Below are 20,455 nucleotides of genomic sequence, written 5' to 3' on the forward strand. Positions count from 1 at the left end.
ATAGGTCACAAACATACAGGTTTATTCCTATTTTATGTAGGCTTTCAGGGCCTGATAGACCCGGTGCGTTGGCAAGCCCATGACGGTATAGAACGAGCCTTCGAGCCGCTCGATACCCACCAGACCGATAAAGTCCTGCGCCCCATATGACCCGGCTTTGTCGAACGGTTTGCATTCCCGGATGTAGTAGGTAATCTCGTCGTCGGTTAGGGTTGCGAACTGAACGATGGTTTCATCCGTAAAGGAGTGTAACTCCGGTTGGCCACTGGCGGAGGGCGCCAGAATGGCGACACCCGTGCGCACCCGATGCGTTTGGCCGGAGAGCAATTGGAGCATACGGCGGGCATCGGCTTCGTCCTGCGGTTTATTCATAATCTGGTTATCCAGAATGACAACCGTATCCGCACACAGGACAATGCGGTTTTGGGCTTCGGCATCGCTCAGAAATTGTTCGGCTTTCTGGCGGGCGAGGTATTCGGCTACCTCATCGACAGGCATCGTGTCGGAGAATAGCTCATCGGTGGGGCGCGTTTCGATGGTGAACAAAAAGCCCGCATCGGTCATAAGCTGTTTTCGGCGGGGCGAGCCAGAAGCCAGTAGCAAAGGATAACGTAAGGTTAACACAGAGGAAAAGATAGATGATGTATGATATAGGATGTATGATGTATGATGTATACCGTTAGGTTGCTTTGGGCAATTCTGGAAGCTGGTCTGTTGGCATCGCTGGCAAATTTCGTTTTAAATTCGTAAATCATCACAGGATGATTTGGTTAGCATACATCCTATATCATACATATTATATCATACATCTTGTGACTATCCGATTTGCTACCCCGGCCGATGCGGCTATACTGACAGAATTATCGGCCGTAACAATGCGCGAAGCCTTCGGGCCACCGCATAACCCAGCTGCCCTTGTCGACGAATATATTCAGTCGGCCATTACGCTTCCCATACTGGAAACTGAACTGGCCGATCCCCGCTCCACCTTCTTTTTAATGGTTTCGTCTGATCATGTGCCGATTGGTTTTGCAAAATTAAGGAGGCACGCGCCACCCAGACGGATGAAATTACGTACTGCTATAGAAGTTCAGCGTATTTACCTGCTGGCTTCACAAATAGGGCAGGGGCAGGGCCGAATATTACTGAACCATTGCCTCAACTGGGCCAAAGAACAAGGGTTTCAGGCGGTATGGCTGGGCGTTTGGGAGCGGAACGGACGCGCGCAGGCTTTTTATAAAAAGATGGGTTTCGAGCGGTTCGGCTTTCATTATTTTCAATTCGGGTCAGAACGACAGCGGGACTTTTGGCTTCAAAAGCAGTTAGTTGATTAGTTAATCGTTAATGGTTATTGAGTTATTAGTTATTGACTATTAACTCAATAACCATTGACGATTAACTAATACCCATTAAACCATTTGTACCGGCAGTATTCTAACTGTCGTTTACACAGAAATGAAAAAAGTTTATCCGGTATCGCCTTGCCTCAGTCTGCGCCGTTTTCTGGTGTGGTTGCTGGTCGTTGCCGGATGTTCAAGCACCCTACTCGCCCAGCCTGGCCTTCAACCACCGAAAGCGGAGCAGATTGCCCCGGTGCTGCCCGCTCCAACGATCTACCAGATCGATACCCTTCGAAACCAGGTAATTAAGCCCATGAGTGTGGATTCGCTGGCGCTTATCAACTCGCTGACCACCATCAAGGAAAATTCGCTGCCCGACAGTGTCCTGCAACAGCGGGATAGCGTGTTCTACAGCCGCCTGAAAACCAAAATGTACAAGCATCGGCTTACCCGGCAGTTTTATGATGCTGTGTTTCAGGACGTATACAACAGCCGGGATCGAATAGGTGAAGTTAGTCAGCTCGAAGCTAATCCGTTCAAGGTCTTCGAGGGGAAAATCATTGGCGACATTTACATCCGGCGACTCGGCGTTTTTGGCCAGACCGTTTACGACACCCTGCGTAAACCTGCCAACTGGTTCGAGCGCACCGGCAACCGGTTGCACTTCAACACTCGTGAGCACGTAATTCGTAATTCATACCTACTGTTTCGGCAAGGGGACGCCCTTGAACCCAATGTGCTGCGTGACAATGAGCGTCTGTTGCGCACTACGTCGATCTTTCACGATGCTCGGATTCTGGTATTGCCAAGGCCGGGCAGCAAGCAGTTTGTTGACGTCTACGTGATTACGCAGGACGTTTGGTCGCTCTTACCCAATGGTGGATTCGGGGGCTTTAACAACTTTAGTGTTGGGTTCGATCAGGCCAATTTTAGAGGATTGGGCCATCGTTTGTTTGCGCAGGTGGCTTATGCGGCCAACGACCCCCGGCAAAAACTGGAATACCAGGCCCGGTATACGGTTCCGTTTATTGGTAAAACCTTCATGACTGCCGAAGCTACCATGTTGTACCTGCGCGATCTAAAACAGGCATCTATTCGGTTGTATCGACCTTTTTTGACGCCCGACATGAAGTACGCGGGGGCTATCGAATTGAATCATACCCAAATTAATAATCGACTTATCACCCGAAATGACAGTGTTTTACTGGTGCCGCTCAGTTATAATTATTCCGACATCTGGATTGGCCGCTCGTTCCGGCTATTCTATAAACAGAACAATACCGACGAGAAGGGACGTTCCCGGCTGGTGATTGCAGTTCGTAACACCAGTTATACCTATAATATACGCCCCAACGTAACGGCCGACACGAACCAGATCTATCAGGATAGCCGCACAACCCTGTTCAGTGTAGGGTTCTCCCGCCGGAAGTACGTTCGCGATGTGCTGATTTATGGCTTTGGCCGCACCGAAGACGTACCCATTGGCGAGTCGATAGCCGCCATTGCCGGGTTCGATAACGCCGAACTGGGCCAACGGCTGTATGCTGGGTTCAATTTTTCGCAAGGTAAGTACGTTCGTCATCTGGGATACCTCTACGGGCTGATCAGCGTGGGCGGATACATTCGGAATAACCGAATTGAACAGGGCGTTTTCTCGCTGGAATCTAACTATTTCAGTCAGCTCATGAAAACCAAATGGGGCAACATGCGTCATTTTTTCAACACACGGTTTACTACCGGCATCAATCGGTTCGACAATGAATATGTTACCTTGAGCAGTAACGGAAGCGGCATTAATACCGATGGCATTGGTATTACCAGCGATGCGCTGATTGGTACGAAGCGCTGGTTCATCAACTACGAAAACGTGTTGTTTTCCAAACTCAATCTGGTTGGGTTTCGGGTGGCCTTTATCACATTCGCCAACCTGGGGCTGGCTAGTTTTCCCGATCGACCACTGTTGAGCGGTCCCCTGTATCAGGGCTATGGCATTGGCTTCCGGCTCCGAAATGAGAATCTGACCTTCAACAGTTTCCAGATTCGACTGGCGTATTATCCGAATATTCCGGGCAACACCATACCTTTCCGGCAGGCGTTTGAAGGCATATCGACGCTTCGTTTACGGGATTTCGATCTATCCGCTCCACAAATTATTCCTTATAGGTAAAAATATCTGTATTAAATGTAGGAACATTAAATACAATTGCATTATCTTTGTGGCATGTCTATAGAAACTGACATCAAGCAAAGCACACCCTTCCGATCACCGTACCAGCGAGTGATCGTGAACTTGATGTACACCAGCAACTGGATAGCGGGTAACCAGACACAATTGTTGAAGCCGTTCAAACTCACATTGCAGCAATACAATGTGTTAAGAATTTTGCGTGGTCAGCATCCAAGCCCAATCAAAGTGTCGGACATTACCGAGCGAATGCTCGATAAAATGTCGAATGCATCGCGGTTAGTGGACAAACTGGTTGCCAAGAAGCTGGTGCTACGTACCGAATGCCCCAGCGACCGCCGGGCTGTTGATGTGATTATCACCGAGAAAGGCCTGGCGCTGCTCAAACAACTGGATACGCATCAGGATACGTTAAACAAGTCGTTTGAGGGTAAACTAACGGCAGAGGAGGCTGAAGCATTAAGCCACCTGCTCGACAGACTTCGCGCCTGAAGCCATCAAGAATTTCATTATTAAACTATCATTTACTAACCATTTATCTAATACAAACCAATGAAAAAAGCAACGATGATCGCTGCCCTGTTGTTCTCTACAGTAGGCGCTTTCGCTCAAAACTGGACGCTCGACAAGTCGCACTCTAACTTAGGGTTCACGGTAACGCACATGATGCTATCTGAAGTGGATGGTAAATTCCAGAACTTCGATGTGAAGATGACGTCGTCGAAACCTGATTTCACCGATGCTCAAATCGACCTGACCGCCGACGTGAGCAGCATCAACACGAACCAGGAGAAGCGTGACGGCCACCTGAAGAGCGCTGATTTTTTCGATGCCGCCAAATATCCAACTCTGGCCTTCAAAAGTAAGTCGATCAGCAAGGTGTCTGGTAACAAATACAAACTGATGGGCGATCTGACGATGCACGGTGTAACGAAGCCTGTAACGCTCGATGCCGTTATCACCGGTCCTGTTACGAACCCACAGAACAAGAAAACGCTGGCTGGTTTCAAAGTAACCGGTGAAGTGAAGCGCGCCGATTTTACCTTAGGTACGATTCCTGCCGCTGTTGTTAGTGATGAAATCGCTATCCGTGCCACTGGTGAGCTTGTAAAAGCCAACTAAGGTATCATTACTCCCATACGAATCCCTGCTACCCAACGGTGGCAGGGATTTTTTGTTCAGTAGCTTGGCTGGCGTTCCAGTCAAGCTATTGAACAAACGCTGGGAAGTCATCCAGAAATCGTACGTTAGCAGTCTCATGATCGATGCCGCAGCAGTAGTGAGTAAGTCCATTGGAGATAACCACAAAGGGGGCCTTGTGAACATGGTTATACCGGGCAATCTGATCAAATACCGATTGGGTAAGCGGAATATGAGGGGCTTTGCATTCGACAACCAGAAAAGGCTGGCCCTGCCGGTCAAAAACCACAACGTCCGTACGTTTTTGGGTCTGATTCAACACCAGGCCGCCCTCCGTACGAATGAGCGCTTTGGGATAACCGTAATGCGTTAAGAGTAAATTGACAATATGCTGCCGCACCCACTCTTCTGGCGACAGCCGGACGTACTTCCGGCGTAATGAATCGAAAATGTAGGGTTTCCCTTCGACTTGCTTAATTTTGCAATCGAAAACAGGAAGGTTCAGCGCAACCATACCACGAAGATAAGTAATTAGGAGTTAGGAGTTAGGAGTTAGGAGTTAGTAGTGAGGAGGGCTGACGCATCCCTTCTTGCTGACGCTGGTCTGATCATTCTTCCTCACTACTAACTCCTCGCTCCTAAGTACTAACTCCTCCCAAAAAACATGAAGACTAAAGAAGAAATTGTTCAGAATTGGTTGCCCCGCTACACCGGTACACCCATTGAGGTATTCGGCGAATATATTTTGCTGACAAATTTTATTAACTATGTCGAACTCTTTGCCAAAAAATTCGACGTCGAGATTTTCGGGATGGGGCGGGCCATGCAAACGGCTACGGCCAATAACATCACCATCATAAACTTCGGTATGGGCAGCGCCATGGCGGCTACCGTTATGGACCTGCTTTCGGCGGTTAGTCCAAAAGCTGTATTGTTTTTAGGGAAGTGTGGTGGGCTGAAAAAAACGCAGGTTGGCGACCTGATCTTACCCATTGCGGCCATTCGGGGGGAGGGTACCAGCAATGATTATATGCGTCCCGAAATTCCGGCCTTACCGTCATTCCGTCTGCAACGGGCCGTATCCTCGACCATTAAACGCTACGAACTGGACTACTGGACCGGTACTGTATACACTACGAACCGGCGCATCTGGGAACATGATGAGGTATTCAAAGATTACCTGCGCGAACTCCGGGCAATGGCCATCGACATGGAGACGGCCACCATTTTCACCGTTGGCTTTGTTAATTCCATCCCGCACGGTGCTTTGTTGCTCGTATCGGATAACCCACTTGTGCCGGAAGGCGTCAAAACGGAAGAAAGCGACAAACGCGTCACGGGTCAGTTTGTGAACGTGCATCTGGAAATCGGTATCGACGCCCTGCTGGAACTGGAATCCTCCGGCGATTCCGTAAAGCACCTGAAGTTTGAGTAGGGATGGGATAGTATTAGGAGTTAGGAGTTAGGAGTTAGGAGGGCTGACGCATGTGTTGCTTTCGCGTCAGCCCTCCTAACTCCTAACTCCTAACTCCTCGCTCCTAACTCCTAATACTATCAATTACAATACTCACTAATCACCTTATACGCTGGAGTGTAGCCCAGTTCGCCCGCTTTGGATAGGTCGAGACAACCACCGTTTTCATCGCCGAGGCTATGTTTGATGAGCCCGCGTACGTAGAACACTTCAGCATAACCGGGCTTTAGTTTAATTGCGCTGTTGCAGTCGGTGAGGGATCCCTTCTGGTCACCCTGTGCCGATTTGATCAGGCCCCGGCTGAAATAGGCTTCGGCATAAGCCGGATTAAGTTCAATTGACTTACTAAGGTCTATGAGAGCGGCTTTCGAGTCGCCCTGCTTGTGTTTACTGACGCCCCTGCTAAAGTACGCTTCGGCGCGTTCGGCACCTAGCTCGTTGATTTTGTCACGTTCCTGAACAAGGTTACGTAGATTGTCGAGAATAGCATGGGTGATCCGGCCGTTATAAACAACTTTTGTGTCGACATTGACATTGTTAATCTCTATAGCCTGGTTAAAATCCTGAACGGCCCCTTTTTGATCGCCAAGTTTGCTTCGGCAGAAACCCCGCCCGTAGTAAGCCCGGTAATGATCCGGCTTTAATGCCAGCGCCCGCTCGTAATCAGGCAACGCACCTTTATAATCGTCGAGCTTTCCTTTGGCGTAGGCTCGGTAAAAATAGGATTCACTATCCTCCGGGCTTAACTCAATAGCTTTATTAAGGTCGGTAACCGCACCGGCAAAGTCCTTCAGTTCAACTTTGGACATGCCCCGACCAGCGTAGGCTTGTGCCCGCTTTGGGGTAATGTCAATAACTTTTGCAAAATCAAGTACGCTGCCGGCAAAGTCGCTCAATTTCTGCTTGGTGACCGCACGAGCGAAATAGGAATAGGCATTTGTGGGTTCCAGTTCGATGGCTTTGGAGAAATCGGTCAATGCACTCTGGTATTGGTCGATTCGGCTGCGGCTGATTCCCCGGTTGTAATACGCCTGAGGGTCGTCTGGGTTAAGCTCAATGGAACGGCTGAAGTCGAGTAGAGCGCCCCGATGATCCTCCTGCCGACTTTTGCTGACCCCTCGGCTAAGGTAAGCCATCGCATCTTTGCTATTGAGCTCGATTGCCTTGTCATAATCGAGAATGGCACCCCGATGGTCTTTTAAATTGGCTTTGGCCAACCCCCGGTTGTAGTAGCTGGGTGCGTTTTCGGGGTTCATGGTTATGGCCATACTAAAGGCCTGCAGGGCACCCGTGAAATCACTTGATTTGCTACGGTTAATTCCATTCTCAAAGAACTCAACCGCAGTCTGTTGAGCGGTAACAGGAATAGAAAGACTGGTTCCCAAAAACAGGAAAACAGCCGGCAATAAATGTCGCTTCATTCTTAAAGTAAAAAGTTATGGTGAGTTTTTTACTGAATGAGCAGTATCAGGTGTTTAGTTCCTTGTAACGTAACCTCTAGGTAATGTGTATAATTGTGTCGAATACAGCGTCCTGGTGGCAATTACGTTAAAGAAGAACTGTCAAAAAGAGGTTATGGTAGCAAATTGTGGGCTAATTTTACAAAAAAAACACGACAAAACGCCGGTTTTTAAGGTAGTTTAATGCGAAAAAGCGACAAAATGTCTTGAAGGAGTTAAAAGTTTGCTTTGGTATAAGATTTGATTCAGGAAGGATGTAACTGAAAGGGAACAACACAATAAACTACATAAGACAATGGCAACTTTAGTTCGATATAATAACTTCCCCACGTTCTTTAACCCTTTCCACAGCCGTCCCGTTATCAACCGGTATTACAACACGACGCCGAACGTACCCGCTGTAAACGTTAAAGAAAATGAAGCCGGATTCCTGCTTGAACTGGCCGCACCCGGCTTGAAAAAAGAGGATCTGAAAATTAACGTAGAAAACAACAAACTGACCATCGGGTATCAGTCAGAAACGAAAACCGACGAAACCGCCAATAAATTTACCCGGCACGAGTTTGGTTTCACTTCCTTTGAGCGCAGCTTCCGTTTGCCAAAATCAGTAAACGCCGATGCTATCAAAGCAGCTTATACCGACGGTATCCTTACGGTTGAACTACCCAAAGTTGAGGTTAAAGAAGAGAAACTTGTAAAAGAAATCGCCGTTGCTTAATTGACAACTGGCCGACCTAACCTCATACGCTCAAGTGCATAAAAAAAGTGGTGACATCGTATGTCACCACTTTTTTTATGCACTTGAGCGTTATTCACGCTAATTGCTGTACCAACTTTATAAACACTTCCAGCTTCTGCGCGTCCAGTTGCCCGTTTGTTCGTACACCACTACAAATGTCCAGACCAAACGGACGGACGGTCTCAATCGCTTCCCGGACGTTGCCTTCGTTCAATCCACCGGCCAGAAAGACCGGTACCGATGACTGCTCCACGATCCGGCGACTTACCTGCCAGTTGTGTATTCGTCCGGTACCGCCCAGTTCCTTAACCACCAGATTGGGATTCCCTGAGTCGAGGAGCAGGGCGTCGGCTCCCAGTTGAACAGCCAGAAGGGCCTCGTCAATGGTTCGTTCGTCAATGACATGAATCACCTGCACCAGCTTCACCGCCGGGAGTAGGGCCTTGAGTTGCGTGTACGTGTCGGCTGGAACGGCGTCGACAAGTTGAATGGTATTGGCTCCTACGCGACGCTGGTGAGCTACGATGTCGGCTACAGTTGTTTCACTTGTGAGCATAAACGTAGCAATGGGCGGGGGCGTAGCCTGAACAACCTGGGCCGCCAGTTCATCGGCTACTACACCGGGACCGCTGGGCATCCGGCCCACCAGACCAAGGGCATCGGCTCCCAGTTGAATAGCCGTCTGCGCTTCGGCTATACTGCTGATGCAGCAAATTTTAACCCTCGTTCGGAACGGAGATTGCATAGTTTTGGGTTGATTAATGAAACACTCGCGCGGCAAAGATAGGTTAAGCCGACAAATGTATGGTTCAACAATCCCCAGTCGATACGTACGCATCCCTTCGCATCCCCGAGTTTCGTTACTTCGTCATGAACAGTTTCCTGATCACGGCTACGTTGCTGATTCAGGAGGTTATTCTGGGATATGAACTTTATAAAATCACGCACGATCCGCTGATGCTGGGCCTGGTTGGACTGGCCGAAGCGATACCGTTCATTGCGCTGTCGCTCTTCGGCGGGCACCTCGCCGACCGGCAGGATAAGAAACGGATTTTGCAGTGGAGTTTACTGGTCATTTTAATCGGGTCGGTTATTCTGTACCTGGTCTTTCAGCCTGCATTTGCGGCCGGGTTATCGCAAACGGCTCGTTTAGGGACTATTTACGGCGTCCTTATGTTGATTGGCACGGCCAAAGGGTTTTACTCGCCCGCCAGTTCATCCTTAAAACCCTTTCTGGTTCCCCGTGAGCTGTATGCCAACTCCGCTACCTGGAGTAGTTCGTTTTGGCAGGCCGGTGCCATTGTGGGGCCTGGCCTGGCGGGATTTCTGTACAGTTGGGTAGGTTTCGATAATTCGCTGATTGTGGTCATTGGGCTTTTGGTTGCCTGTTTTGTTCTGATTTCGCTCATCGAGCGTAAGCCAACACCGGTCAGCGATTCGCCCGTGCTTGGCCTTCGTGAAAGCTTGAAAGAAGGATTCCGGTTTGTCTTTAAAACCCAGATTGTCCTCTACGCTATTTCCCTCGATTTGTTCTCGGTCCTGTTTGGGGGCGTGGTGGCCATTTTGCCGGTCTTCGCCGAAGATATTTTGAAAGTAGGGGCCGAAGGGCTGGGGTTTCTGCGAGCTGCGCCATCGGTAGGTGCGTTGCTAACGATGGCCTACATGGCCAAACACCCACCCACCCATAATGCGTGGCGAAACATGCTGTTGTCGGTAGCCGGGTTTGGTGTGGCCACGATTATCTTTTCCCTATCGACCAATTTTTATCTATCCCTCATCATGCTCGGGCTGACGGGCGCTTTCGATAGTGTGAGTGTTATTATCCGTCAAACAATCCTGCAAATCTTCCCGCCTGATCATATGCGGGGGCGCGTAGCGGCTGTAAACGGAATCTTTGTCAGCTCATCGAACGAGATTGGCGCGTTTGAATCCGGCTTGCTGGCCCGTTTGCTGGGTACGGTGCCATCCGTTATGCTGGGGGGCGTTGTTACTCTGCTGGTTGTCACCTATGTATACGCCAAATCGAAGGCGTTACTGGCGGTGCGATTGAGCTAGAAGAACAGACCTCCGCCCGGCTACCATCTGTTAGTGGGCAGTCGGGCGGAGGTTGGCGTTAACAGAAGTTCTATTAGGCGTAGGCTGGCGGTAGGTACACATTACGGATAAAATCGTCGATGTCAATCGGCTCATTGAGCAGAACGCGGGCGTTAAAAATCTCCCAGAATAATTCATCTGAGATCTGGTAATCACGTTGCAGCCGAATCATATCCCGGATGCTTTCTTTCAGTTGACTCACAGGTGTTTGCACCCCATATGATTGGAGTTGGGCAGTTTCCATAGCGGTTGTCATTTAGCGTGCGAGATTTTTAAACACCTTGGTTTTTCTATTGTTTTGAAAAATAAAGAGGCTAAGAAAGGGCTAGTTAGAAAAATTATATTCTGTCTTTTGTCTGAGCAGCTGAGAGCTACTATAAGCCCGGTATCATACAACAAAAAAAATAAAACTTTTTTTAATTAACTGATAATCAATCGAAATATGAAGAAATTTAACTTGTACCTACTGCTGGCCATTGCCAGTGCCAGCTTCGTTGGTCTAACTCCGCCCCTCCGCCCGAAGCCAATGAAGCTGGTCAAAGCCTGGGAAACCGATACAACCCTTCGTACGCCCGAATCGGTGCTGTACGATGGAAAAAACACGTTGTATGTCGCCAATATTGATGGTAAACCCGATGGGCTCGATGGCAGCGGGTTTATCTCGAAAGTGACGCTGGACGGCAAGATCGAGAACCTGCACTGGACTTCGGGTCTGAATGCCCCCAAAGGCATGGGCTTGTATAAGAACCGGTTGTACGTAACGGATATTTATCGGCTGGTGTGCATCAACACCGCAACCGGTCAGGCCGAGAAAACCTGGGATGGCGTAGGTAAAGACGCCTTTCTGAACGACGTGACCGTAGCCAAAGATGGAACCGTATACGTATCGGACAATCGGAACGATAAAATTTATCGGTTAAAAGACGATAAGTGGGAGGTTTGGCTGGAAGGCGAGCAACTCAACAAACCGAATGGCGTGCTGGCCGTCGGCAAAAACAAACTGATGATCGGCAGCACCAAGATTGGGGCGTTGCGCACGGTGGATGTAGACACCAAAGCAATCACTACGCTGGCTGATGGGATGGCCGCTACAGATGGCATTGTGCCGGAAGGAAAAGGTAACTATTTCGTTTCAGACTGGAACGGGCAGCTGTTTCATGTTAATGCCGATGGCACGAAAGAACAACTCATGGATACCCGCGAGCAGAAAATCAATTCGGCGGATATCGACTACGTTGCCAATAAAAAATTATTGGTTGTCCCGACCTTCTACCGTAACACGCTGGTAGCCTACCGGGTAGAGCAATAACGTAGAGCCGCAATACCTTGCGGCTCAGTCGCGTCAGCAATAAGGGTTATCCGGGATATGAACGTAAGGTGTTCATATCCCGGATTTTTTATTTCGACAGCAATTGTCGAACCGCGGCTTGCGCCTTATCGGCTCCGAAACCGGCCATTGCCTGATTCATAGCTTCTCTGATAAGGTCGTTGCCCAGATTGCCGATACTGCCTTCGTGGGTATGATGCAGGTTACGGGGCGGAACGTACGTATGTTCGGCAATCTCCTTCCCAACGGTCCGGTAAGCTTCCCGAAAAGGTACACCCTGCAACACCAGTTCATTCACGCGCTCGACGCTGAAGAGCAGGTCATATTTGGGCTCATCCAGCAAATTGGCCTTTACCTGAAGGTGTTCCAGCATGAAATCGGTGATTTCCAGGCAGTCGAGAATTTCGTCGAAGGCCGGCATCAGGATTTCTTTCAGCAATTGCATGTCGCGGTGGTAGCCGGAGGGGAGGTTGCTCATCACCAGCGTCACTTCCATCGGCAGGGCTTTCATTCGGTTGGTTTTGGCCCGCAGTAACTCGGCCACATCGGGATTTTTCTTGTGCGGCATGATGCTGCTGCCCGTTGTGAGTGCGTCGGGAAGGACCAGAAAGCTGAAGTTCTGGCTGTTGTACAGGCAAATGTCCATCGCCATTCTGGACAGGGTAGCGGCTACCGCTGCCAGGGCCGTGAGGGCGGTTTGCTCGGTTTTACCCCGGCTCATTTGGGCGTACACTACGTTCACGTGCATACCTTCAAAACCCAATAATTCGGTCGTCAGAGTACGGTTTAGTGGGAATGACGAGCCATAGCCCGCTCCCGAGCCAAGTGGGTTGCGGTTAGCCAGCCGATAAGCGGTTTGCAGCGTCAGCATATCGTCGGCGAGGGCTTCGGCGTAGGCCCCGAACCACAAGCCGAACGAAGAGGGCATCGCGATTTGCAAGTGGGTATATCCCGGCAGCAGGTCATCTTTATGTTGCTCCGAGCGGCTTACCAACCGGTCGAATACCGTCTGGACAGCTTCGGCAACGCGCCAGAGCCGGTCGCGGGTGAAGAGTTTCAAATCGACCAGCACCTGGTCATTGCGCGACCGGCCCGAGTGAATTTTCTTGCCCACATCGCCCAGTACGCGGGTCAGCATCAGTTCAACCTGCGAGTGGACATCTTCAACGCCTTCTTCAATCTCGAACTTCCCCGACTGAATTGTCTGATAAATGATTTTCAATTCATTGTTCAGCATTTTCAGTTCATCACTCGAAAGCAGGCCGATGGTTTCGAGCATATGGGCGTGGGCCAGGTTGCCCAGTACATCGAAAGGAGCGAGGTAGAGGTCCATGTCACGGTCCCGACCCACGGTGAAGCGTTCAATTTGTTCGGCGGTACTGACGCCTTCTTTTTGCCAGAGTTTCAAGGCTTACTGAGTGAAAAGGTGAAAGGGTGAAAGAGTGAACGGTTCATCCCTGCGCTCTTTTGCTCTTTCCCTTTCCGCAAAGGTCGTAAAGAAAATTATGTGAGGTAGTATTAATTTGGTACGACGGCTATTTTAATGCCCAGCCGTAAAAGTTCGCTATTGGAGCAAAGAGAGATACCTGATGGGAGAAAGGAATAGTTAGCCTGTTCCCTGATCGTACTGATATGTAGCTAGGGAAAAAGGCTAATGTTACTCTTTCTTTGTTACTTCCGGCTTTGTTACGTCCAGACTATCGCGGGTATTTTTCTGTACAGCGATTGCGCCAAACAGGCTCAATAAAAAAGCAAAAGCGTAAAACCCTTTTTCACTTGGTAAAAGAGTTGCGTTCCAAAGTCCGATAGCTAATAGCGCAATTGACAAGATCGTTGAAAACCAGCTTATCCCATAATAAATGTCTGTTACAGCTATTCCTTCTAATCTATCTCTAACACTCTTCTGTACAGATACAACCGAGAAAAGTCCATACATCAAGACTGTAAAATAGTATCCTCTTTCATTGAGAAGCATCTCTGATCGCCAGAGCCCGACCAGGTATCCTAACATACCGACTCCCAATGCAACCCAGGAAGCAACAATAAATGCAGTTGATGGTTTTTGGTACATAATTTCTAGAAAATTATAATTGTCAGGAGGTTACTAACTTTTAATAAGCTTCCAATCCTAAATGCAATATTAAAAAATTCCTAATAACTAAAAACCTTTTACATAAGTGTTTACCTGCTCTTGATGTTAATCAGTAGTAGATAATCTGCGCCCCAGCCACCAGAACCCACCAGCCGACAGCAGGCTGATACCAGCAATAACCAGCCAATGGATGGAGAAACCGAAATGAGCCACCACCTGTGACCCGATTGCCGGGGAGAGCGTTTGGGCCAGCGCTCCGCTCATACCGGCCAGCGCCAGGTACTGCCCGCGTGTGGCCGGACTGGCGCGTTCGACGGTGAAGGATTGAATAAACGGAATGGCCAGCATCTCGCTGAAGGTGCCAACCACAATAAAAACCAGGGCAATGGTCATTGCGGGCAGGGCAATGCTGTTGGTTAATGCCAGTAGGAGATAGGAAAAGGTTGTGAGGAGAACGCCAGTAACAATGAGACTTGTTTTTGCCCGTTTTTTCTGCTCAATGCTATACACCAGCGCCATTTCGAGACATACGATGATTAGCCCGTTCAGCGCCATTAGACTGCCAATGGTACTTTCGGTCATGTACATCACCTCCTTGAAAAACAGAGGGACAATGGAAAATAGCTGCATGAACGTGATCAGATACAGGCAGGAGCAAATGACAAAGGCAACAAACAAGCCGTCGCGGTAAGGGGACTTCGTATCAATGGTAACCGGCTGTAAATCGTCCGGATTGGCATTCGGAGCCGGAATTCTTGCCGGTACCGGCAGACAGAGCCACAGAACAACCCCGGCGGCCAGACACGTAAGTCCGTCGGTCCAGAAGAGGAGATTGTAGCTGATCCCCGCAATCCAGCCGCCCAGACCACCGCCCACCGACCAGCCCAGATTGATGGCTAACCGGTTGAGGGAAAAGGCGCGGGTCCGGTTCCCAACTTCCGAATAATAGGCAATAGCGGCCTGATTAGCGGGTCGAAACGCATCGCCGAGCAGGGTGAACATAAACACACTGCCACAAAGCATATAAAAGTTGGTAACAAACTGCAAGCCCAATAGAGCAAATCCGCCAAACAGCAAACTAAAGAGCTGGATGTAGTAGAACCCGAATCGGTCGGTGAGTCGCCCGCCGAGGAAAGTACCCACGAAGGCACCCAGGCCGTAAATGGCCATGACGACACCGGCTCGTTCAACGGAGTAATGCAGGTGCTGGGTTAGGTAAAGCGTCATAAACGGCAATACCATGGTACCGCATCGGTTGATGAGCATGACGCCCGCCAGAAGCCAGACCGATGGCGAAAGTCCACGGTAGGCCTGCTGATAAAGATGAACGGTGCGCTGAATCATAGCGCGAAGGTACGAGTAAACAAAATGGGGTTGGTTTCAGAAGGGTGTTGTCAGGTTTTTCGGCGGGCACCGGCATCTTCGCCGGGTGCTACGAAGATTTTCTTGTCTGTAATCAACGGCCGATGCTCTTCCAGGAAGGCTTTCAGCAAGCTGATTTCTTCCAGCTGTTTGTCAATAGGATGGGTAAGCGAATAGCTCTCTACATAAACTTCCGAACGGCCGTCGGGCTGAAACTCGGCAATGACGTATTCCATCAGTTTAATTCCTTTGCGTTTGAGGGCGTGCAGGTAAAGGTTCTGGTGGTTATGCGTAAACCGCCCCGCCTGATACGAAGCCGTCGTTTTTAAATCCACGGCTTTGAACTTGCCGATCAGGTCGACATAGCCGTAAAACAGCACATCGTCGATTTCCCACTGGCAATAGACCTGCGTGTCGACAATGGGACGGGGGAGCAGTTTTCGGACTTTTTTGATAATCTCCGGGTCGAAGCGGTCTTCGTTGGTACCCTTCACAACGGCTTCTTCAAATGAAACGCCACGCTCCTGAGCGGCTGTTGTAGGCGTAGGCACCCGGTTTATGGAATCAATCAGCTCCTGCGCCGATAGATTCCCGCCCCGTGCATAACGGGCGAAGAAATTGAGCAGAGACGGGTAAAAACGGTAGTTGATCATCGTGACAAGATTCGGTTTACGGCAGCCGAAGCCCCGAAACCTGTAAACCCGAAACCCCGTACTTAGTTTCTTACCACCAGCAGTACACCGGCCACAATAAGCAGTACACCGAGCAGTCGCCAGCCGTTGGCGGGGTGGAGCGTGAAACCCAACAGGCCATAATGGTCGAGAACGATGGCCGCTACCAGTTGACCGGCTACGCTGAGGCTAACCAGGTTGGCGGTTCCAATCTTCTGGACGCTCACAATAACGGTTATCATGTAAACGGCGCCCATCACCCCGCCCATCCATTTCCACCAGCTTACCTGTTTGATGGCTTCCAGCGGAGGCACAGACGCGCCCGATCCCATAAACAGCAAGACCAGAACGACAAAGCCGGAGCCGAACGATACGGCCGCTGCCAGAATAGGGCTGGCCATTGCCTGACGCAGATTGGCATTGACACCCGCCTGCACAGTAATGGCCATACCAATCAGGAAAGCGAAGAAAATATAAATGTAATTCATGACTGCAAAGGTAACCAACGCCCTTCCCCCGGTATTAGACCCTACATAGTTTTCAGGAAAAATAGTTGCCTGACCCGAAGCGGCTAGTGAGCTGCCTGAATGTATTCATCGACAATACGTTGCAGAATCGGCATGGTTACGGTGCCCTGGCTTAAAATCAGATCATGAAAAACGCGTACATCGAACTTATCCCCAAGAGCCTTTTGCGCTTTCTGGCGTAGCTCCTTGATCTTTAATTCACCGATTTTATACGCCAGCGCCTGACCGGGCCAGGAAATATAGCGGTCTGTTTCGGTGGTGCAGTCGTGAATGGACAGGGCCGTGTGCGACGATAGATAGTCGATTACCTGCTGCCGGGTCCAGCCTTTGGTATGAACACCCGTGTCGACTACCAGCCGACAGGCCCGCCACATTTCGAAGGTGAGCCGCCCAAAATCGCTGTACGGGTCTTTGTAAAAGCCCATTTCTTTGCCCAGCCATTCGCAGTAAAGGCCCCATCCTTCACCAAACGAATCGACGTAAAGGCGTTTCCGGAAGTCGGGGAGGCCGGTTAACTCCTGCGACAGGGCCGATTGCAGGTGGTGACCCGGTACGGCTTCGTGCAGGGTGAGAGCTTCCAGCGTGTACAACGGCCGACTCGCCAGATTGTACGTATTAACCCAGTAGTAACCGGGGGTTTTGCTGCTGATGGGAGCACCCACGTATCGGCCGCTGGTGTATTTAGGGGCTAGTGCATCGGGAACGGGGGCAACGCCGTACGGTTGCCGGGGTAGTTTACCGAAGAACGCCGGAAGCTTATCGTCGGCCTGTTTGGCAATGAAGCTGGCTTCTTTAAGGAGCTGGACAGGCGTTTTGGCGTAGAATTGCGGGTCGGTACGCAGGAATTTCAGGAAATCCTGAAACGAGCCCTTGAACCCCGTTTTCGTAATGAGCGCCTGCATCTCCGCCTGAATGCGGGCTACTTCCCGTAAACCCAGCTGGTGAATCGCATCGGCCGACAGGTCGAGGGTTGTGTAGTAGCGAATACGCTGCTGGTAGAAGGCGGGGCCATTGGGCAGCGCATTGGCGGCAAGCGTGCTGCGGGCACCCGGCAAATATGCGGTATCCATAAAGGCACCAAACTGGGTATAGCCTTTAACGACCCCGTCCATGACTGCTTTCTGACCGGCTTGCTGTAAACGCGCCTGGTCTTCGGGGCTGACCGAGGCTGGAAAGTGTAGGAAAGGCCCGTAAAAAACACTTCGGGTCGGGTCCGTAACAATGTGGTTTCGGTACGTTATTTCGTAGCCTTTCAGCGTGATTTTAGGGGCCGTCATGCCCGTGCGCAACCCTTCCCGCAACAGGGTTACGACATCCGAGAGGTAGGCCGGGAAGGTGTAAAGCAGTTTGATATAGCTCTCGTAATCGGCTGCGGTACGGAAGGTGAGGTAATTGGAAATAAATGGTAAGGAGGTATGCGGACCGGAGTCGGAAGTAAAGGGATTCAGATACCCTTTCAGGTCATACTGCTCAATATCGTCCTGCATCGTGTACCGAAGCAGTTCGGCATTGACGCGCTCGGCTCCGGAGAGGGATACTGATGGAATGGCGTTGAGTTTGGCTAATTGATTCCGGTAAAAAGCAGTTTGTCGGGCTATGGCGGCTTCGGTATAAGATCCCAGGCTTTCGATCTGGGTCTTTTTACCCGCAAAAACGGCCGTCAATGGATGTTCCCGCAGTTCAAACGCCCAGGTGCTGTCAATAACCTGACGAAGTTGCTCCGAAGGCGTTTGTGCCCTGAGCGAGAGGTGTAAGCAAAAGAAAGCCAGGCTAATGCCGACGAACTGGCGTGTAGAGAAGGACATGAATACGGAGGGATGTTATCGGTAAGCCCTAAGATAACGAGTTTGATGCAATCGTGAAAAACAGGGTGGTGAAAACGGCCTTTTCTCCCGAAAACAGGAAGTTATAATAAAGAACCGGTATTATTTTGCGGCCAGAACAAGGGAGGACTGCAACGTAAAGGCCCCTTTACTTGTATAGGCTATAGATCGATCGCCGTTATGAACCGTTACCCGAAAAAATAAGCGTCTTAGTGGAATAGAATTAAATTAAAGGCAGCTTTACGAACCAAACGGGTCTTTTCCGGGTCACTGTTGGTCCAATCAGTTTAAAACCAAGTACACAATTCTCAACTTTTTATGCGTAAGTTTTTCGTTACCCTGTTTGTCGTGAGTTCTTTCGTCGCAAAGGCACAAACGGCTGCATCCGATGCCCCTGTCACACCAGCCGAGCCTGCTAAATCGTCTAAAATAGAGAAGCCGTTTAAGGTAAATCTGGGTGTAGGCTATGCCTCACCTTTAGACAAGGTGGGTACAAACGATTTCGTAAAGCCGGGCCTCGTCTATAGTCTGGAGCCGCAGTACGAACTGAGCCGAAATTTGGAAGTCGGGGTACGACTTGAGCAGGCGTTCATCAAGCGTTCGGAGGCACTGGACGGTGATATTTATAAAAACACCAAGGTAAATTCCATGCTTTCGGCGGTTGCCACGGCCAATTATGTATTGAGGTTGAAGAGTGGTTTTCGTCCTTATATTGGCGTTGGGATTGGTGGATTTTATACCGGCGAAAGCCTGCAAACGAATCAGGTTTCGGGAACTAGTTCGGTGGTTTCTTATCCGCTGCCAGCCGCCGTCAATTTAGGTGGCCTTGGCCGAGTAGGGGTGAAGTACGGTATCCTGAACATAGAAGGTACATACAATCTTGTTAGCGATCTCAGCGTAACGAACGCGGCCAATCGGTTGACCTTGACGGCCAACAATTCATACTTCAGCGTAAAAGCGGGCTTAACCATTGGTGGTTCCCGGTAAATTGCATTGGAACCGTCGACGCGTCGACGGTTCCAATGCAATTATTGTTTGTATAGCTGCAAAAACATCTCGGCTGCGTGCCAGGTGTGCGGAAACGCCAGTTTCTGCTTAACCAGGTCTTTATCCAGCACCGTCATGCCCGGATAATGGGCGTCGCTGGCTTTCTGCTCCCAACTTAATGGATAGTCCAGATTCCCGAGCATACCCCGCTTTTCCTGGTAAAAATGATCTTCTGCCCAGACCAGATAGGGGTAGTTGAGGCTCGAACCATCGTCAAATTTTTTCCCGTCAACATGCTCATTCGTGTACGCCCACCAGAAGAGAGACGAGTAACTGTCATACTGTTTGGGGATAACATAGGCATCGGGCAGGTTCAATGACTTAAGCCCGTATTTAAGCCATTTGGTCTGAAATACAGGGTGTTCATTATAGTCGGTTTGGCCGGCGATGTGGCCCTCTTTCCTGAATCGGGCCACAGAATCCAGCACTACCTGCACCACCGGGTGGGTTTTGTCGGACACTAGTGATACCAGAAAGAGTACTTCTCCCAGGTTATCCGCTTCGGTAATTCCGTGGTTGTTACGGTCGAATGGGTCACGGATGGCCATAATCCAGTCCTTAATCAAGTACAGGTTGTTGGTCTCGTGCAACACCATGCCCATTAGGGCTGCATCGCGGTACCACGGCTTCTGATAAACCAGATAATTAGGGACCGGGCGACCGTGAATAATGTTGATCAACAGTTCCTGATGCAGTACGCGCAACACCGGACCAAAGCGTTTGTCGGCAAAGCGCGGTAGGTTTAGCCGACTGCGGGTGCCCGGAATCAGCCGGGGTCGTTTGGTGGGCTGCAGCAGCCACACGCCCGTTTCATTTTCCCGGATCTGCACAATTTGCCCATCTGTCAGGACCAGATGAACCAGATAGGCCGATGGTACGATGAGTTCCTCTTTCACCGGCCACTGTTCTTCAATGTTGCCGGTTAAGGCATTTAGCAGCCGACCGTTTCGATAAATGAGTTTCAGCCGGTCGCCCATTCCGAATAGAAAGAATTTCAGATCGGGTAACTCCCGCTGGTGACTATGTTCCTTTCGCAGGGCGTTCAGGTTGTCGTGGTATGTCTGTAACTCTCCCGCCGGGTTCAGGTGCAGCGCAGGTAGTACGGGCTTTTGGGCTGACGCGGAAACCGACAAAAACAAGAAGAAGAAGAGCCTGTAAAAAAACATAGCTTTAA

The 20,455-nt window shown here is 50.0% G+C and carries 21 protein-coding genes; 9 read left to right on the plus strand and 12 right to left on the minus strand.

The window, feature by feature from the left end:
- Window positions 1–27: 27 nt before the first annotated feature.
- Window positions 28–624: a Maf family protein gene (locus CRO74_RS00670; RefSeq protein ID WP_097124089.1), complete on the minus strand. Its 597-nt coding sequence runs from the start codon at window positions 622–624 to the stop codon at window positions 28–30.
- A 188-nt stretch (window positions 625–812) separates the two neighbouring features.
- Between CRO74_RS00670 and CRO74_RS00675 the strand changes: the two genes are divergently transcribed.
- The 4 genes from CRO74_RS00675 to CRO74_RS00690 all read left to right on the plus strand — a co-directional run bounded on the left by CRO74_RS00675 (window position 813) and on the right by CRO74_RS00690 (window position 4,647).
- Window positions 813–1,334, plus strand: coding sequence for a GNAT family N-acetyltransferase (locus CRO74_RS00675; RefSeq protein ID WP_097125958.1), 522 nt, complete (start codon window positions 813–815; stop codon window positions 1,332–1,334).
- Window positions 1,335–1,455: 121 nt separating this feature from the next.
- Window positions 1,456–3,507 carry a BamA/TamA family outer membrane protein gene (locus CRO74_RS00680; RefSeq protein ID WP_097124090.1) on the plus strand — a complete coding sequence of 684 codons (2,052 nt, stop codon included), beginning with the start codon at window positions 1,456–1,458 and terminating at the stop codon, window positions 3,505–3,507.
- 54 nt (window positions 3,508–3,561) lie between these two features.
- The gene (locus CRO74_RS00685; RefSeq protein ID WP_097124091.1) at window positions 3,562–4,017 is read left to right on the plus strand and encodes a MarR family winged helix-turn-helix transcriptional regulator; all 456 of its coding nucleotides are present in this window, start codon (window positions 3,562–3,564) and stop codon (window positions 4,015–4,017) included.
- 60 nt (window positions 4,018–4,077) lie between these two features.
- Window positions 4,078–4,647, plus strand: a complete 570-nt coding sequence (locus tag CRO74_RS00690; RefSeq protein WP_097124092.1) for a YceI family protein — start codon at window positions 4,078–4,080, stop codon at window positions 4,645–4,647.
- Window positions 4,648–4,732: 85 nt separating this feature from the next.
- Here the strand turns inward: CRO74_RS00690 and CRO74_RS00695 are convergent, their stop codons facing one another.
- Complete coding sequence (locus CRO74_RS00695; protein ID WP_097124093.1) at window positions 4,733–5,179, minus strand: type I restriction enzyme HsdR N-terminal domain-containing protein; 447 nt, start codon at window positions 5,177–5,179, stop codon at window positions 4,733–4,735.
- A 150-nt stretch (window positions 5,180–5,329) separates the two neighbouring features.
- Between CRO74_RS00695 and CRO74_RS00700 the strand changes: the two genes are divergently transcribed.
- Window positions 5,330–6,100 (plus strand): AMP nucleosidase, encoded by a 771-nt coding sequence (locus tag CRO74_RS00700; RefSeq protein ID WP_097124094.1) that lies wholly within the window; start codon window positions 5,330–5,332, stop codon window positions 6,098–6,100.
- A 119-nt stretch (window positions 6,101–6,219) separates the two neighbouring features.
- Here CRO74_RS00700 and CRO74_RS00705 read toward each other — a convergent pair whose 3' ends face one another.
- Entirely contained in the window at window positions 6,220–7,560 is a 1,341-nt protein-coding gene (locus CRO74_RS00705) for a tetratricopeptide repeat protein (RefSeq protein WP_097124095.1), read from the minus strand.
- 334 nt (window positions 7,561–7,894) lie between these two features.
- Between CRO74_RS00705 and CRO74_RS00710 the strand changes: the two genes are divergently transcribed.
- The gene (locus CRO74_RS00710; protein ID WP_097124096.1) at window positions 7,895–8,317 is read left to right on the plus strand and encodes an Hsp20/alpha crystallin family protein; all 423 of its coding nucleotides are present in this window, start codon (window positions 7,895–7,897) and stop codon (window positions 8,315–8,317) included.
- A gap of 94 nt (window positions 8,318–8,411) precedes the next feature.
- Here CRO74_RS00710 and CRO74_RS00715 read toward each other — a convergent pair whose 3' ends face one another.
- The gene (locus tag CRO74_RS00715) at window positions 8,412–9,083 is read right to left on the minus strand and encodes a phosphoribosylanthranilate isomerase (protein WP_097124097.1); all 672 of its coding nucleotides are present in this window, start codon (window positions 9,081–9,083) and stop codon (window positions 8,412–8,414) included.
- A 59-nt stretch (window positions 9,084–9,142) separates the two neighbouring features.
- On the opposite strand from CRO74_RS00715, the gene CRO74_RS00720 reads away from it, so the two are divergent.
- Window positions 9,143–10,393 (plus strand): MFS transporter, encoded by a 1,251-nt coding sequence (locus tag CRO74_RS00720; protein WP_097124098.1) that lies wholly within the window; start codon window positions 9,143–9,145, stop codon window positions 10,391–10,393.
- Window positions 10,394–10,466: 73 nt separating this feature from the next.
- Here CRO74_RS00720 and CRO74_RS00725 read toward each other — a convergent pair whose 3' ends face one another.
- A complete protein-coding gene (locus CRO74_RS00725; RefSeq protein WP_097125959.1) occupies window positions 10,467–10,676 on the minus strand; it encodes a hypothetical protein in 210 nt (69 codons plus the stop codon).
- Window positions 10,677–10,874: 198 nt separating this feature from the next.
- On the opposite strand from CRO74_RS00725, the gene CRO74_RS00730 reads away from it, so the two are divergent.
- The gene (locus tag CRO74_RS00730; RefSeq protein WP_097124099.1) at window positions 10,875–11,741 is read left to right on the plus strand and encodes an SMP-30/gluconolactonase/LRE family protein; all 867 of its coding nucleotides are present in this window, start codon (window positions 10,875–10,877) and stop codon (window positions 11,739–11,741) included.
- A gap of 88 nt (window positions 11,742–11,829) precedes the next feature.
- On the opposite strand, the gene argH is transcribed toward CRO74_RS00730, so the two are convergent.
- The 6 genes from argH to CRO74_RS00760 form a co-directional block, all read right to left on the minus strand.
- The gene (gene argH, locus CRO74_RS00735) at window positions 11,830–13,167 is read right to left on the minus strand and encodes an argininosuccinate lyase (protein ID WP_097124100.1); all 1,338 of its coding nucleotides are present in this window, start codon (window positions 13,165–13,167) and stop codon (window positions 11,830–11,832) included.
- A 249-nt stretch (window positions 13,168–13,416) separates the two neighbouring features.
- Window positions 13,417–13,830: an inner membrane protein YiaA gene (yiaA, locus tag CRO74_RS00740; RefSeq protein WP_097124101.1), complete on the minus strand. Its 414-nt coding sequence runs from the start codon at window positions 13,828–13,830 to the stop codon at window positions 13,417–13,419.
- A gap of 126 nt (window positions 13,831–13,956) precedes the next feature.
- Window positions 13,957–15,195 (minus strand): MFS transporter, encoded by a 1,239-nt coding sequence (locus tag CRO74_RS00745; RefSeq protein ID WP_097124102.1) that lies wholly within the window; start codon window positions 15,193–15,195, stop codon window positions 13,957–13,959.
- A 50-nt stretch (window positions 15,196–15,245) separates the two neighbouring features.
- On the minus strand, window positions 15,246–15,866 hold the full coding sequence (locus tag CRO74_RS00750; protein ID WP_097124103.1) for a hypothetical protein: 621 nt from the start codon (window positions 15,864–15,866) through the stop codon (window positions 15,246–15,248).
- Window positions 15,867–15,928: 62 nt separating this feature from the next.
- Entirely contained in the window at window positions 15,929–16,372 is a 444-nt protein-coding gene (locus CRO74_RS00755) for a DMT family transporter (RefSeq protein WP_097124104.1), read from the minus strand.
- A gap of 83 nt (window positions 16,373–16,455) precedes the next feature.
- Window positions 16,456–18,216 (minus strand): DUF885 domain-containing protein, encoded by a 1,761-nt coding sequence (locus CRO74_RS00760; RefSeq protein ID WP_097124105.1) that lies wholly within the window; start codon window positions 18,214–18,216, stop codon window positions 16,456–16,458.
- A 336-nt stretch (window positions 18,217–18,552) separates the two neighbouring features.
- Between CRO74_RS00760 and CRO74_RS00765 the strand changes: the two genes are divergently transcribed.
- A complete protein-coding gene (locus CRO74_RS00765; protein ID WP_097124106.1) occupies window positions 18,553–19,221 on the plus strand; it encodes an outer membrane beta-barrel protein in 669 nt (222 codons plus the stop codon).
- A gap of 41 nt (window positions 19,222–19,262) precedes the next feature.
- Here the strand turns inward: CRO74_RS00765 and CRO74_RS00770 are convergent, their stop codons facing one another.
- Window positions 19,263–20,447 (minus strand): hypothetical protein, encoded by a 1,185-nt coding sequence (locus CRO74_RS00770; protein ID WP_097124107.1) that lies wholly within the window; start codon window positions 20,445–20,447, stop codon window positions 19,263–19,265.
- Window positions 20,448–20,455: the final 8 nt, after the last annotated feature.

This window comes from Spirosoma fluviale, from assembly GCF_900230225.1.
GTDB classification, from domain to species: domain Bacteria; phylum Bacteroidota; class Bacteroidia; order Cytophagales; family Spirosomataceae; genus Spirosoma; species Spirosoma fluviale.